This is a genomic window from Sphingomonas sp. Leaf9, assembly GCF_001421355.1.
In the GTDB taxonomy this organism is placed as follows: Bacteria; Pseudomonadota; Alphaproteobacteria; order Sphingomonadales; family Sphingomonadaceae; genus Sphingomonas.
The window spans coordinates 282,604-296,866 of the sequence record NZ_LMKC01000001.1 but is presented as its reverse complement, the minus strand read 5'-3'; the positions used below and the strand labels follow the sequence as shown (position 1 = coordinate 296,866).

General features: G+C 63.4%; 14 protein-coding genes. 12 read left to right on the top strand and 2 right to left on the bottom strand.

The window, feature by feature from the left end:
• The first annotated feature begins 100 nt into the window (after positions 1–100).
• From ASE58_RS01435 to ASE58_RS01385, 12 genes are all read left to right on the top strand, one after another.
• Positions 101–973 carry a LysR family transcriptional regulator gene (locus ASE58_RS01435; RefSeq protein ID WP_055817280.1) on the top strand — a complete coding sequence of 291 codons (873 nt, stop codon included), beginning with the start codon at positions 101–103 and terminating at the stop codon, positions 971–973.
• Positions 970–2,121 carry a TDT family transporter gene (locus ASE58_RS01430; RefSeq protein WP_055817276.1) on the top strand — a complete coding sequence of 384 codons (1,152 nt, stop codon included), beginning with the start codon at positions 970–972 and terminating at the stop codon, positions 2,119–2,121. Before ASE58_RS01435 ends, ASE58_RS01430 begins: the two co-directional genes overlap by 4 nt.
• Positions 2,122–2,210: 89 nt before the next feature.
• Positions 2,211–3,446 carry a molybdopterin-dependent oxidoreductase gene (locus tag ASE58_RS01425; protein ID WP_055817273.1) on the top strand — a complete coding sequence of 412 codons (1,236 nt, stop codon included), beginning with the start codon at positions 2,211–2,213 and terminating at the stop codon, positions 3,444–3,446.
• 12 nt (positions 3,447–3,458) lie between these two features.
• A complete protein-coding gene (locus ASE58_RS01420) occupies positions 3,459–3,941 on the top strand; it encodes a c-type cytochrome (protein ID WP_055817270.1) in 483 nt (160 codons plus the stop codon).
• Between the two features lie 111 nt (positions 3,942–4,052).
• The gene (locus ASE58_RS01415; RefSeq protein ID WP_055817268.1) at positions 4,053–5,396 is read left to right on the top strand and encodes an IS1182 family transposase; all 1,344 of its coding nucleotides are present in this window, start codon (positions 4,053–4,055) and stop codon (positions 5,394–5,396) included.
• A 425-nt stretch (positions 5,397–5,821) separates the two neighbouring features.
• Complete coding sequence (locus ASE58_RS17370; protein ID WP_082454003.1) at positions 5,822–6,154, top strand: ArsR/SmtB family transcription factor; 333 nt, start codon at positions 5,822–5,824, stop codon at positions 6,152–6,154.
• Between the two features lie 11 nt (positions 6,155–6,165).
• Complete coding sequence (arsC, locus tag ASE58_RS01410) at positions 6,166–6,594, top strand: arsenate reductase (glutaredoxin) (protein ID WP_082454004.1); 429 nt, start codon at positions 6,166–6,168, stop codon at positions 6,592–6,594.
• Complete coding sequence (locus ASE58_RS01405) at positions 6,594–7,880, top strand: arsenic transporter (protein ID WP_055817265.1); 1,287 nt, start codon at positions 6,594–6,596, stop codon at positions 7,878–7,880. The genes arsC and ASE58_RS01405 overlap by 1 nt, the downstream gene beginning before the upstream one ends.
• Positions 7,877–8,200: a YnfA family protein gene (locus tag ASE58_RS17365; RefSeq protein WP_082467533.1), complete on the top strand. Its 324-nt coding sequence runs from the start codon at positions 7,877–7,879 to the stop codon at positions 8,198–8,200. The genes ASE58_RS01405 and ASE58_RS17365 overlap by 4 nt, the downstream gene beginning before the upstream one ends.
• Positions 8,200–8,955 carry an arsenical resistance protein ArsH gene (gene arsH, locus ASE58_RS01400; protein ID WP_055817262.1) on the top strand — a complete coding sequence of 252 codons (756 nt, stop codon included), beginning with the start codon at positions 8,200–8,202 and terminating at the stop codon, positions 8,953–8,955. The genes ASE58_RS17365 and arsH overlap by 1 nt, the downstream gene beginning before the upstream one ends.
• Complete coding sequence (locus ASE58_RS01395; RefSeq protein WP_055817259.1) at positions 8,952–9,470, top strand: arsinothricin resistance N-acetyltransferase ArsN1 family B; 519 nt, start codon at positions 8,952–8,954, stop codon at positions 9,468–9,470. The genes arsH and ASE58_RS01395 overlap by 4 nt, the downstream gene beginning before the upstream one ends.
• Positions 9,471–9,906: 436 nt before the next feature.
• Complete coding sequence (locus tag ASE58_RS01385; RefSeq protein ID WP_041394287.1) at positions 9,907–10,095, top strand: hypothetical protein; 189 nt, start codon at positions 9,907–9,909, stop codon at positions 10,093–10,095.
• A gap of 244 nt (positions 10,096–10,339) precedes the next feature.
• Here the strand turns inward: ASE58_RS01385 and ASE58_RS01380 are convergent, their stop codons facing one another.
• Complete coding sequence (locus ASE58_RS01380) at positions 10,340–11,026, bottom strand: ZIP family metal transporter (RefSeq protein WP_055817253.1); 687 nt, start codon at positions 11,024–11,026, stop codon at positions 10,340–10,342.
• Positions 11,027–11,029: 3 nt separating this feature from the next.
• Positions 11,030–14,263 (bottom strand): efflux RND transporter permease subunit, encoded by a 3,234-nt coding sequence (locus tag ASE58_RS01375; RefSeq protein ID WP_055817250.1) that lies wholly within the window; start codon positions 14,261–14,263, stop codon positions 11,030–11,032.

Below are 14,263 nucleotides of genomic sequence, written 5' to 3'. Positions count from 1 at the left end.
ACTATCGCAGACGAAGGATTACCGATCGTTCCGATATCCAGATTGAAATAAACGGATCAAACGGTTGGTCGTATCGATAAGATTGCGCGATATAAGCTGCATGACCCTGGAGCAACTCAGAATATTCGTCGGTGTCGCCGAGCGCGAACACGTCACCAAGGCAGCGGAGGTGCTGAACGTCACGCAGTCCGCTGCCTCCGGCGCGGTCGCGGCCCTCGAAGCGCGCTACGGGGTTCCTCTGTTTCACCGTGTCGGGCGTGGCATCCAGCTGACCGAAGCAGGCCGCGGCTTTCTGGAGGAAGCGCGCGCAGTGCTGGGGCAGGCAGCGCATGCCGAGACGATGCTGGCGGACTATGCCGGGCTTGCCCGTGGTTCGTTGCGGATCGTCGCAAGCCAGACGATCGCGAGCTACTGGTTGCCGGCAAAGCTCGCCTCCTTCTACGAACGCCACCCGCAGATCGCGGTCGAACTGGCGATCGACAACACCGAAGGTGCAGCAGCGCAGATCCTGAGCGGCGCGGCGGAGCTCGGTTTCGTCGAGGGCGAGGTGGACGAACCGGCGCTCGCCCTCTGGAATGTCGGGCGTGACCCGATGGTGCTGGTCGGCCATGAGGACGCCGGGCGCGTCGACGAGGACTGGCTTCGCGCTGCACGCTGGATCGTCCGCGAGCAGGGTTCGGGCACGCGCTCGACCTTCGAGGACGTGCTGCGAACGCGCGGGTTTGATCCGGCCCAGCTGACAGTAGCGATGACGCTGCCGTCCAACGAGGCGGTGCGTACCGCGGTCGAGGCCGGTGCCGGCGTCGCTGTGTTGTCGCGATTGGTCGTCGCACGCGCGCTCAAGGCCGGCGATCTGGTCGAGTTGCCGCTTGGGTTACCCGATCGCGCCTTCCACGCGCTGCGCCACAAGGAACGCTATCGCACCCGCGCGGCCGACGCGCTGACGGACCTCATCAAGGAGCAGGTCGCATGACTGCCGACGCACCTTCGGCCCTGACCGGCCTCAAGCCGCTAAGCAGGCTCGATCACCCGCGCGAGATGATCCGCCAGTTCACACCCAACTGGTTCGCCGCGACGATGGGCACCGGCATCCTCGCTCTCGCGCTGCCGCAGGTGCCCAATATCGGCCCCGCGCTCAAACCGATTGGCGAGGTGTTGTGGTTCTTCAACATCGCGCTCTTCATCCTGTTCGCCGGTCTCTATGGCGCGCGCTGGGCGATGTTCGGGCATGAGGCACGGCGCATCTTCGGCCACAACACCGTGTCAATGTTCATCGGGACCATTCCGATGGGCTTGGCGACGATCATCAACGGATGCCTCGCCTTCGGGATCGCGCGGTTCGGTAACGGCATCGTGCCGGTCGCACACGTCCTGTGGTGGATCGACGTCGCCATGTCGCTCGCCTGCGGCGTGTTGATCCCCTACCTGATGTTTACCCGCCACGAGCACAGCCTGGACGGCATGACTGCGGTATGGCTGCTGCCGGTCGTCGCAGCGGAAGTGGCGGGTGCCAGCGGCGGGCTGCTCGCGCCGCATCTGACCGATCCTCACGCGCAGATCGTGACGCTCGCCACTTCCTACGTGCTGTGGGCCTATTCGGTGCCGGTCGCGTTTGGCATCATCGCTATCCTGATCCTGCGCATGGCGCTCCACAAGCTCCCGCACGAGAGCATGGCGGCATCCTCTTGGCTTGCGCTGGGGCCGATCGGCACCGGGGCGCTGGGTATGCTGGTGCTTGGGGCGGATGCGCCGGCGATCCTCGCGGCGCATGGGCTGGTCGGTGTCGGTACCGTCGCGCAAGGGATCGGCGTCGTCGCCGGGCTCTGTCTGTGGGGTTTCGGCCTGTGGTGGCTGTCGCTCGCGACGCTCATCACCATCCGCTACTGGCGCGCCGGCGTCCCATTCAACCTTGGCTGGTGGGGCTATACCTTCCCGCTCGGCGTCTACACCGTCGCCACCTTCCGCCTCGGTACGACGCTGAACCTAGGCTTCTTCGGTATTGTCGGCACAGTGCTGACGGTCGCGCTCGCGGCGATGTGGCTGCTGGTCGGTGCCAAGACACTCGCCGGAGCATGGCGCGGCAACCTGTTCGTCTCGCCCTGCATCGCTACCCCGAACTGATCCACCCTGATGATCGGATCAATCGGTCCGATCACTTGCAGAACGCCGCTTCGAACCGCCAGCGTGGCTGGCCACAGGAGAGCCTTGTCATGGACAATTTTGACGCCGCGCTGGCGAGTGAAACCAGCCGTCGCCGCTTTCTCAGGCGTACGGCGCTCGGCACCGCCGGCCTTGCCGCAGCACCTGCGCTGGCGCAGCAGCTCGTCGACCTGAAGCTGCCTGGCGGCAATGCCGAGCGGCCGATGACCAACGCCTTTCCTGGCAAGGGCAGCATGATCCTCCAACGCATCCATCCTCCGCTGTTGGAGACGCCGATGGACGTGTTCGACAAGTCGGTGTTCACGCCCAACGACCAGTTCTTCGTTCGCTGGCACTGGGCCGACATTCCAACCTCGATCGACGTCGAGAGCTTCCGCCTCAACGTCTTCGGCCACGTCAACCGACCGCTGTCGATTAGCCTCGCCCAACTGCTGCGCCTGCCGCGGGTCGAGATGGCGGCGGTCAACCAGTGTTCGGGCAACAGCCGTGGGCTGTTCCAGCCCCGGGTCGCCGGCGCGCAATGGGGCAACGGCGCGATGGGCAATGCCAAATGGCTCGGCGTGCGCCTGCGCGACGTGCTGGACCTCGCGGGGGTCAAGGCAGGCGCGGTACAGGTGCGCTTTGGCGCGCTCGATCAGCCGGTTGTGGCGGACGCCCCTGACTTCGAGAAGGCGCTCGACATCGACCATGCCCGCGACGGCGAAGTGATGATCGCCTTCGGCATGAACGGCGAGCAGCTGCCGCTCCTCAACGGCTTTCCCTGCCGGCTGATCGTCCCGGGCTGGTATTCGACCTACTGGGTCAAGATGCTGAACGCGATCGAGGTACTGCCCGGCCTTGACGACCAGTATTGGATGGCCAAGGCCTACAAGATACCGGCGACACCCGGCGCGAATGTCGCGCCCGGTGCCAAGGACTTCCCGACCGTGCCGATCAATCGCATGATCCCGCGCAGCTGGATGACCAGCCTGCCCGATGGCCAGGCGATCGCCTATGAGGCGTCGATCCCGGTCGGCGGCATCGCGATGGGCGGCGATTGCGGCGTCGCCAAGGTCGATGTCTCGTCGGATGGTGGGCGCACTTGGTACAAGACGACGCTCGGAGTGGACGAGGGCAGGTACAGCTTCCGTCGGTGGGATGGTCGCGTGCCGCTGAGACGCGGTCCCAACCCGATCATGGTGCGCTGCTGGAACACCAATGGGGTCGCCCAGCCGATGAAGCCGATCTGGAACCCGGGCGGGTTCATGCGCGGCAACATCGAAACCACCACCATCATCGCGGCCTGAGGAGCGAGTAGCATGAAGACCCCGTCTACCGGCATCATGGCCGCTGGCCTGATCGGCCTGACCGGTATTATCCTCGTCTCGATCGGGGCGCCGAGCAGCCGCAAGGCGCCTGCCCCGATCTCCGAGACATCCGAGCCGGCACCGCCCACCAGCGTCTCAGCCCGCGGCTTTTCGCTCGCCTCGACCAGCGTCGACCTGCCGGTCGATGACGTTACCTACCCCGATGGTCCGCACGCCGACGTCATCAACGCCAACTGCACTTCGTGCCACTCGGCCAGCATGGCGCTGACCCAGCCTGCGCTATCGGCGGATCAGTGGAAGGCGACCGTCACCAAGATGCGCGAAGTGTACAAGGCTCCGGTGGCCGAGAAGGACGTCAACGCGATCGTCGCCTATCTCATCGCTATGCCGAGCCACAAGGCGGCACCCGCGACAGGCAAGGCACAGGATCCCGACCCCAAGGCGGCTCCCGATGCCTCAGGTGGAACAGGCTAACCGATCTCCTTCCATAATCCCGAAATACCATCGAGGCTGTTGAAAAACGGCTGCTTGCGACGGTGACGGGGGCGTGATTCACTCCTGGAAGGCGGTAGGGGGATCACGGACATGATGGGTCGGCAGGTGGCGCAGGGGGCGCTGTTCTATGGTTTCCGGCTCGATGAGCATGTGCCGGTCGACCACCTGCTCCGACGCATCGACGGCGTGTTGGACTTCGGCTTCGTGCGCGAGGCGCTGGCGTCGAGCTACAGCACGAGTGGGCGACCCTCGATCGACCCGGAGCTGATGCTCAGGATGCTGCTGGTTGGCTATCTGTTCGGCATCCGCTCGGAACGCCGCCTGTGCGAGGAGGTGCACCTCAACCTCGCATATCGTTGGTTCTGCCAGCTCGATCTGGGCGACCGAGTGCCCGACCATTCCACCTTCTCCAAGAACCGGCACGGCCGCTTCCGCGCCTGCGACCTACATCGTCTGCTATTCGAGCAGGTAGTCGCGCGGTGCGCCGCGGCCGGGCTGGTAACGGGGCGCGACTTGGCGGTGGACGGCAGCACGATCATCGCCGACGCCAGCCGCGAGAAGAAGCTGAAGGGGGCCGACGCCGCAGACGAGCTTCGTGCCGGGGAAAGCATATCGCGACCCGTCGCCGAATATCTGGCGGCGCTCGATGCCGCGTTGCCGCCGGACCCCGACGAACCAGCGCCCGTCGATCCGACCAGCATCTCGCCGACCGACCCGCAGGCGGCGCTCACCTGCAAGCACGGACCGGCGCGCTACGCATACGCCATCAACCCCCTGCTCGACCTCGACACCGACTGCATCCTCGACGTGGAGGCGACGCCCGCCCGCTTCGCAGCCGAGGTGGCGGCGACCCGGACGCTGGTGTCACGCGCCGGCACCAGGCTGGGCATCGAACGCGCCAGTCTCTCGGCCGATAAGGCGTATGGTAGCGGTCGGCTGCTCGGCTGGCTGATCGACCGGAACATTACGCCATACATCCCGGTCATAGACCGGACCCGCCAGCGGGACGCCTTCTTCACCCGGGATGCCTTCCGCTACGACCGGGAAGCGGATGCCTACTGCTGTCCGGCGGACAAGCTGCTCAGCTATTGCGGCACCAACCGGACCAAACAGGTGCGTGTCTACCGAAGCCGGCCAGCCGATTGCGCCGCCTGCGAGCTGAAGCCGCAATGTACCATCGGTCCGAAGCGAGGTGTCACCCGGCTCGTCAGCGAGGAAGCCCGCGATACCGTGCGCGCCCTTGCCGGCACCGACGCCTATGTGCACGCACGGCGTCGAAGACAGCGGATCGAGCGCGTGTTCGGCCACCTGAAACGCAACCTGGGGCTACGAACGCTCAAGCTGCGAGGCCTGTCAGGAGCCGCCGAGGAGTTCACCATGGCCGCCGCGGCATACAACCTTCAGCTGCTCGCCCGGCAGGCTGCGCCGGCCTGATACGCGGCGTATCCGACTGTGCCGGCGTCACCAGCCATCCGCCACGCCGATTTCGCGCAGGCCTTTATCAACGGTCTCCATCGTTTGTGGGACGGTCGCCAGCAGTGAACTGCAACGCGCCGACACTGCCTTGCGAGCGGACAGAAGGAAGAGCTTCAACCCTCAATGAAGCTTCATCGGTGCCGTTTGGTAGGGTGCAGTTTGGTCCTCCTTGGTTAGGACTCCAGGCGGACCAAAGGGCCAATCCGAGCTAAATTCTTAATGTCCCTTTTTGGCGGAAATCGGACCGGCCAGAGTAGGAACGCAGAGGGTATACCTAAAAAGCACTAGCAAAAATTCGATCAATGTTGCGGGAAAGCAGGGGAGGGGAGCCAAGTGTCTCACCCGGCTCTAGCTTAATTCACTATATCGTCTATGCTGGATATATGGAAAATAACACCGCGATCGCCGCGCTTAGCGCACTAGCGCAAGGAACACGGCTCGATGTGTTCCGCCTACTGGTTCAGCACGAGCCAGACGGCGTGGCTGCAGGCGATATTGCTCGGCAGCTCAATGTGCCGCAAAACACGATGTCGGCGCACCTTGGCATCCTCGCGCGTGCGGGCCTGGTCCGCTTTGAACGGCATAGCCGCTCCATCGTCTACCGCGCAGATCTGGACGGACTGCGCGCACTAACCCTGTTCCTCGTCAAAGACTGCTGCGCCGGCTCGCCCGAACTGTGCGCGCCACTCTTAGCCGAACTCACCCCCTGCTGCTGAAAGGACGCCCCGTGGCCGTCGATATCGTGATCTATCACAACCCCGAGTGCGGCACGTCGCGCAACGCGCTGGCGATGATCCGGAATGCCGGCATCGAGCCGCATATAGTCGAATATCTGAAGACGCCGCCCTCGCGCGCGCTGCTGGTCGAGCTGATCGATCGCGCCGGGATCACGCCCCGCGATCTGCTGCGTGAGAAAGGCACGCCCTATGCAGAGCTAGGCTTGGGCGACACGTCGCTGTCCGACGACGCGCTGGTGGACGCTATGATGGCACATCCGGTCCTCATCAATCGGCCGCTGGTTGTCTCTCCGGTCGGCGTGAAGCTCTGCCGACCGTCCGAAGCGGTCCTTGATCTGCTGTCCGAGCCGCAACAGGGGGCGTTTGCCAAGGAAGACGGCGAAAAGGTCGTGGACGCCTCGGGTCAGCGCATCGCCTGATGCTGCTTGCGCTCGCTATCTTCGTCGCCACGATCGCGCTCGTCATCTGGCAGCCCAAGGGCCTCGGCATCGGATGGAGCGCATTGGGCGGAGCGGCGATCGCGTTGCTCGTCGGGGTCGTCTCGCTCTCCGACGTGCCGGTTGTGTGGGGTATCGTCTGGAATGCGACCGCGACGTTCGTCGCGATCATCATCGTCAGCCTGTTGCTGGATGAAGCCGGGTTCTTCGAATGGGCGGCGCTCCATGTCGCGCGCTGGGGCGGGGGGCATGGTCGCCGGCTGTTCGTGCTGATCGTGCTGCTCGGTGCGGCAGTGTCGGCACTGTTCGCCAACGATGGCGCGGCCCTGATCCTAACGCCGATCGTAATCGCGATGCTGCGCGCGCTGGGATACAAGGACAAGGCAACGCTGGCGTTCGTTATGGCGGCGGGGTTCATCGCCGATACCGCCAGCCTGCCGCTGATCGTATCCAACCTCGTCAACATCGTGTCGGCCGACTTCTTCCAGATCGGCTTTGCCGATTATGCCTCGGTGATGGTGCCGGTCGATCTGGCGTCGATCTCCGCGACGCTGGTCGCGCTGCTCCTGTTCTTCCGTCGCGACATACCGGGCAGCTATGATGTGGCGCAGCTCCGCACGCCAGCTGACGCGATCCGCGATCCTGCCACGTTCAAGGCGGGCTGGGTCGTCCTCGCTCTACTGCTCGCCGGCTTCTTCCTGCTTGAACCCCTCGGCGTGCCGGTCAGCGCCGTTGCCGCTGCCGGCGCGGTCCTCCTGCTCGTCATCGCCACGCGCGGCCATGTCATCCAGACGCGCAAGGTGCTGGCCGGTGCGCCGTGGCAGGTCGTGATCTTCTCGCTCGGCATGTACTTGGTCGTCTACGGCTTGCGAAATGCTGGCTTAACCGACCATCTCGCGGGCCTGCTCGATCGCACCGCGCAAGGCGGTGTGTGGGGTGCCGCGTTCGGGACCGGAATCATCGCGGCGCTGCTGTCGTCGGTGATGAACAACATGCCGACTGTGCTGGTGGGTGCGCTGTCGATCGACGCGACGCACGCCACAGGCGCGATCAAGGAAGCGATGATCTATGCCAACGTGATCGGGTGCGACCTTGGCCCGAAGATCACGCCGATCGGGTCGCTCGCGACGCTGCTCTGGCTGCATGTCCTCGGGCAAAAGGGCATCCGGATCGGCTGGGGCTATTACTTCCAGGTCGGTGCGACACTAACAATTCCGGTGCTGCTAGTAACGCTCGCGGCACTGGCGATTAGGATCAGCGTCGCATGACTGCACTCGTATATCCGGCTGCTGCGCTTGCGGAGATCGCAGGCTGCTTTGCCTTTTGGGCATGGTTGCGGCTGGGCAAATCGCCCCTGTGGCTGGCTCCAGGCGTGGTCTCGCTTATACTGTTCGCCTGGCTGCTGACACGCGTAGATAGCGATGCAGCAGGGCGGGCCTATGCTGCCTATGGCGGCGTCTACATCTGTGCATCGTTGATCTGGCTGTGGGCTGTAGAAGGGGTAAGGCCCGATCGCTGGGACGCGGGTGGGGCCGCACTTTGCCTGATTGGCACCTGTATCATTCTGCTTGGCCCAAGGACCGCCTGATGCCGCTCCGCACTCTCTCCGATCCCGATAATCTGCCCGCGCTCGATCGGCGCTATGCGCTCGATCGTCCTGCTCTTGGGCTGGGCGCTGGTGATCCGCCTCCGCGCATCCTGTTGCTCTACGGCTCCCTGCGGGAGCGGTCCTTCTCGCGGCTTTGCGTCGAGGAAGCCGCCCGCCTGCTGCAATTCTTCGGCTGCGAAACGCGGATCTTCGATCCTTCGACCCTGCCGCTACCCGATCAGGTGACTGGGGACGATCACCCTGCCGTCCACGAACTGCGCGAACTGTCGATGTGGTCGGAGGGGCATGTGTGGTGCAGCCCTGAGCGGCACGGCCAGATTACCGGCATCATGAAGCTGCAAGTCGATCACCTGCCGCTGTCCATGGGTGGGATGCGCCCGACGCAGGGCCGCACGCTCGCCGTCATGCAGGTGTCGGCCGGATCTCAGTCGTTCAACAGTGTAAACACCCTGCGCGTCCTCGGCCGCTGGATGCGAATGGTGACGATCCCCAACCAGTCCAGCGTAGCCAAGGCGTTTGCGGAATTTGACGACGCCGACCGGATGAAGCCGTCCAGCTATTACGACCGGATCGTAGATGTGATGGAAGAGCTGGTGCGCTTCACGATCCTGCTGCGACCGCACACGGCGCAACTCGTCGATCGTTACTCGGAACGGAAAGAAGCTGGCGTGCCGCTCAATACGCCCACGGACTTGTCGAGTATCGCCATTGCACCCCAAGCGCCGCGCAAATGACTAGTGCCGTAATCGTCCGGTCGGCAGTCATCACAGACGCGGGTGCGATCCAGGCAATCTACGCACCTGTGGTGGAGGAAACAGCAATTTCATTCGAGGAGGTGCCGCCCTCTGTCGCCGATATGGCCGCTCGCATCGAGGCAACCTTAAAGGACTACCCGTATCTCGTGGCGGAACGGCGTGGTCGGGTTATTGGATATGCTTATGCCAGCCAGCATCGCAGTCGTGCCGCCTATCGCTGGTCTGTCGATATGACGGTCTATATCGCGCCTGAGGCGCAGCGGTCGGGGGTTGGCCGCAGCTTATATACAAAGCTGATTGCTGACCTTGCCCACCGCGGTTTTCATACGGCTTTTGCGGGGATCGCCCTGCCGAACCCCGGCAGCATCGCATTGCACGAAAATATGGGGTTCATTCCTCTAGGCATCTACCGAGAGGTTGGGCGAAAGTTTGATAGCTGGCACGATGTAGGGTGGTGGCAGCGTCTACTCAACGACGACACCATTCTTGGCTGATCGCATGGCGTATCAGACGTTGTGCATCATCCTATGTGCATCTAGTTAGACCGGATGAAACGCTGGGGTCGCCCACTCTCCAAGATATTGCATTCCATGGCGTTTTTCGTCCTGGCAGTAATGTTGCTGGTCCGGCTTGGCCCGCTCTGCGAGACGATGGCGATGGCCGCGCCTCCGGCTGCGTCCGCGATGATGGACTGCGCCAGCAAATCAGCAGGCGCTCCCGTCAAAAAGGCGCCTGCGTCGGCCTGCGCCATACCGTGCGTTGCGGTTGCTGGCGAAACCGTCGAGCATATCGAGCTGGTTCCTTCCTCCCGTCTATCGCCTTGGCCGGCTCCACAGACGGGCCTTTTAGGCATGGCATACGCTCCGGCCACACCCCCTCCGCAAACCGTGTGACGTCGAACACCATCACACGTAAATTTCGGAGAATATCATGACCAAGTTCAAGCTCATCAGCGCTGCCTTCGCCCTCACCCTGTCGACTGGCGCATTCGCCGCTGTCGCCAATTGCTGCGCCGACATGGCGTGCTGCAAGGACGGTGCGGACTGCTGCAAGGATGGCGCAAAAGCCAAGGCCGCGGACTGCTGCGATCATGCCAAGGGCGGCATGAAGCACGGCTAAAAGCTGGATAGGGGCGGGCAACCGCCCCTGTTTTCCTAGTCTACATCTACTCGGCGCGGCACGCCGTCGCGCCATGGTCGCTGTGACGAGCGGAGAGTTACCCGTAGGGTTGAGGCTCTTCCCCGAACTGCATCCATCGTTCGGCCCATCTCGCGTGCGATTACCGCCAGAGTCTGCTTGGCCTCGATACGCCGACGAAGCTCGGCGTCATCATCATCGGTCCACGCCGTTCCACGTCGAGCGGTCAGCCCAATACCTCCTCAATCAGGAGCAATCCCAGAAACCCGATGAAGAACATCGCGCTGATAAGCGGGGTGTCAGGCTTCTCGTGCGCCTCGACCAATAGCTCCTCCGTCACGAGGTAGAGCAGCGCCATCAAACCGAAACTGAGAAACCCAGCGATGACGACGGGCGGAAACGTTGCAACGGGAGTCGCTATCGCCGCACCGATCGGCAGCAACAACGCGATCCCCATCGTAATCGCGATGATCCGCGCCTTGGACTTGATCGTCTCGCCCAACTCGGTCGTCACGGTCAGTCCGAGAAACAGCACCTCCAACGTCAACGCGATCGTCAGCAACACCCCGGCCTTCCCGCCAGCGACGAACGCCAACCCGAGAACAAGCCCGTCGATCAGGATATCCACTGCGACCGCGCCCAACATAGCGATCGGTCCACTGGCGCGACCCTCAAGGGCTTTGAGTGACAGCATCACGACTATGCCTAGCGCGCCGCCTGTGAATGTCGCGATCGGCGAGCCTTCGTGCATCACCTGCGGCAGGATCTCGGCAGCCGCTGCGGCGAACACGACGCCTGCCGCCAAGTGCTGCATGGCGCTTACGAAGGCATCACTTGGCCGTCTCGATACCGCGAATAGCGAGCCGATCAGTACGGCAACGACGGGAATGAGCGTGAAGGCAACGGCCTGCATAGCTTAGGCCCTCACGCTGTCATGAGCCAAAGGCGGCAGTTCGATGTGTCCCCCTGATGGGGCTGGCAGCTCGCGCCGTCCGAAACGAGCATAAAGGGTCGGCAGCACGAACAAGGTGAGCAGGGTTGCGGATATGAGGCCACCGATGACGACGGTCGCCAGCGGCTTTTGCACCTCGGCTCCGGCACCATGACCAAGCGCCATCGGCACGAAGCCAAGCGACGCAACGAGAGCCGTCATCGCAACCGGCCGGAGCCGCGCCAGAGCGCCTTGATGCGCCGCTACCGCACGATCCATGCCTTGCCGCATCAGATCATGGATGGACGACACCATGACCAGCCCGTTGAGAACCGCGACACCTGATAGCGCGATGAAGCCGACTGCCGCTGAAATGGAGAACGGCATGCCCCTTAGCACCAGCGCAAGGATGCCTCCGACCAGCGCCAGCGGAACGCCGGTAAACACGATCAACGCATCCCTGACGGAGCCAAGCGCGCCGTAGAGCAGGAACATGATGACCACGAAGCAGATCGGCACCACAACGCTGAGCCGATCTCGGGCGGATGCCAGGTTCTCGAACTGACCGCCCCATTCGAGATACGTTCCGGGCGGCAATTTCACCTGAGCGTCGATGGCTGACCGGGCATCGGCCACGACACCGGCCACGTCCCGATCGCGCACGTTGGCCTGCACCACGACACGGCGCTTGCCGTTCTCGCGGCTGATCTGATTGGGACCATCGACCACGGCGATATCCGCTACAGTCGATAGCGGTACGAAGCCGCCACTGCCGGTCGGTACCGGCACCTGGGCAACCGCCGTCAGATCGGATCGTGAGCTTTCCGCCATCCGGATCACGACGGGAAAGCGACGATCGCCTTCAAAGATCACGCCAGCCTGTCGGCCGCCAATGGCTGCGGCAACCGTGTCCTGCACGTCACCGGCCGTTACCCCGACGCGGGACATGGCGATACGGTTCGGCCGTATATCGAGCATCGGCAAACCTTCGGTTTGTTCAACCCGCACGTCTGCTGCACCCCGCGTCTTTCGAAGGATGCCGGCGATCCGGTCTGCGGTCGCGTTCATCTCGCCAAAGTCATCGCCAAAGACCTTGATCGCGATATCGCCGCGCACGCCTGCAATCAGCTCGTTGAATCGCATCTGGATTGGCTGGGTGATCTCATAGGCGTTGCCCGGCAGGGTGGAGAGGCGCTTTTCCAGCCGCTCCACCAGCTCTTCCTTGGACAGGCCGGGGTCGGGCCACTCCTTCTTCGGCTTCAGGATGACGAACGTGTCAGTCGCGTTAGGCGGCATTGGGTCCGACGCGATTTCAGACGTGCCGGTGCGGGAGAAGGCGAAACGGACCTCAGGGGCCTTGGCGAGTGCCTTTTCCACCTGGAATTGCATTGCCTGGCTCTGATCGACCGATGTGCCCGGGATGCGGACCGCCTGCACGAGGATGTTGCCCTCATCGAGCTGCGGCAAGAACTCCTGCCCCAATGTCATGAAAGCGGCCCCGGCGAGTGCCAGCGCACCGATCGCGACGCCGATGGTCAGGGTGGGGCGGCGCATTGCCGCATCGAGTCCCGGCTTATAGCGCTGCCGGAGGAACGTGACGACGCGGCTTTCCTTTTCCTCGACCCGCTTGCTGAGCCAGATCGCAATCGCTGCCGGTATGAAGGTCAGCGACAGGATGAAGACGAACACCAGGGCGATGATGACCGTCAGTGCCATCGGCTCGAACATCTTGCCTTCGACGCCCGTGAAGGTGAGCAACGGCGCATAGACAAGGATGATGATAGCCTGCCCGTACACTGATGGGCGGATCATCTCGCGTGCCGATGCCGCGACAATCCCGAGACGTTGCTCGATCGTCAGCACGTCATCGCGACCATGCTGCGCCTCGCCCAAACGCCGTAATGCGTTCTCCACGATAATGACCGCGCCATCCACGATCAGACCAAAGTCGAGCGCACCAAGGCTCATCAGATTGGCCGAAACGCCCGCTTCCAACATGCCGATGCTGGTCAGCAGCATCGTGATTGGAATGACACAGGCCGCGATCAGCGCCGCGCGGAAATTGCCAAGCAGCGCAAACAGGACGACGATCACCAGCACCGCACCTTCGGCAAGGTTGCGGGCAACCGTCGAAATCGTGGAGTTCACAAGCTCGGTCCGGTTCATCACCGGCTTCACAACCACATCGACCGGCAACGAGCGGCCGATCTGCGTCAGCCGTTCGGCAACGCCAGTCGATACCGTGCGGCTATTTTCCCCGATCCGCATGACCGCGGTCCCAACGACAACCTCATGGCCGTTTTCCGACGCCGATCCCATGCGCAGCCCTTGTCCGGTGCGAACGGCCGCAATCTGGTTGAGCAGGATCGGAACGCTCTCGCGGGTGGCAACGACGGTACGGGCCAGCTCGTCGGCGTTGCGGACACGCCCATCCGATCGAACCGCCAGCCCTTCGCCGTTGCGGTTGACCACGCCCGCGCCCGCGCTGGTATTGCTGCGCTGAAGGGCGGTGGTGAGATCCTGAAGCGTCAGCCGCATCGCTGCCATGCGCTGTACGTCCGGAACGACGAGATATTCCTTGGTGTAGCCACCAAGGGAGTCGACGCCGGCAAGCCCGGCCGTGCTTTTTAGCTGCGGCGTGACGATCCAATCCTGCACAGTGCGCAGGTAGGTCGCCTTGTCGGCGTCACTGACGAGGTGATCCCCCTCGGGGGTGATATAGCTGGCATCGCGTTGCAGGCCGGGTTCGCCGTTGCGGTGATGGACCTGATCCAGCTCGCGGTATTCAACGGTCCACATGAAGATATCGCCCAGGCCCGTGGCGATCGGCCCCATCTCCGGGTTCACGCCTTCGGGGAGGTCTTCCTCGGCGGTTCTCAGGCGTTCGGCGACCTGCGCCCGCGCGAAGTAGATATCGGTCTTTTCACCGAAAACTGCTGTGATCTGGGCAAAGCCATTGCGGCTTAGCGAGCGGGTGTATTCAAGGCCGGGAATGCCCGCGAGCGCGGTTTCGACGGTGAACGCAACCTGCTTCTCGATCTGATCGGGGGACAGGGCAGGAGCGACGACGTTGATCTGCACCTGGTTGTTGGTGATGTCGGGTACGGCGTCGATTGGAAGCTGACGCAGCGCGCCAATCCCGAGCAACGCAGCCGCGATGGTGAGAAGCAGGACGAGCCAGCGCTTCTCGACGGATAGGGTGACGATGCGACCGATCAT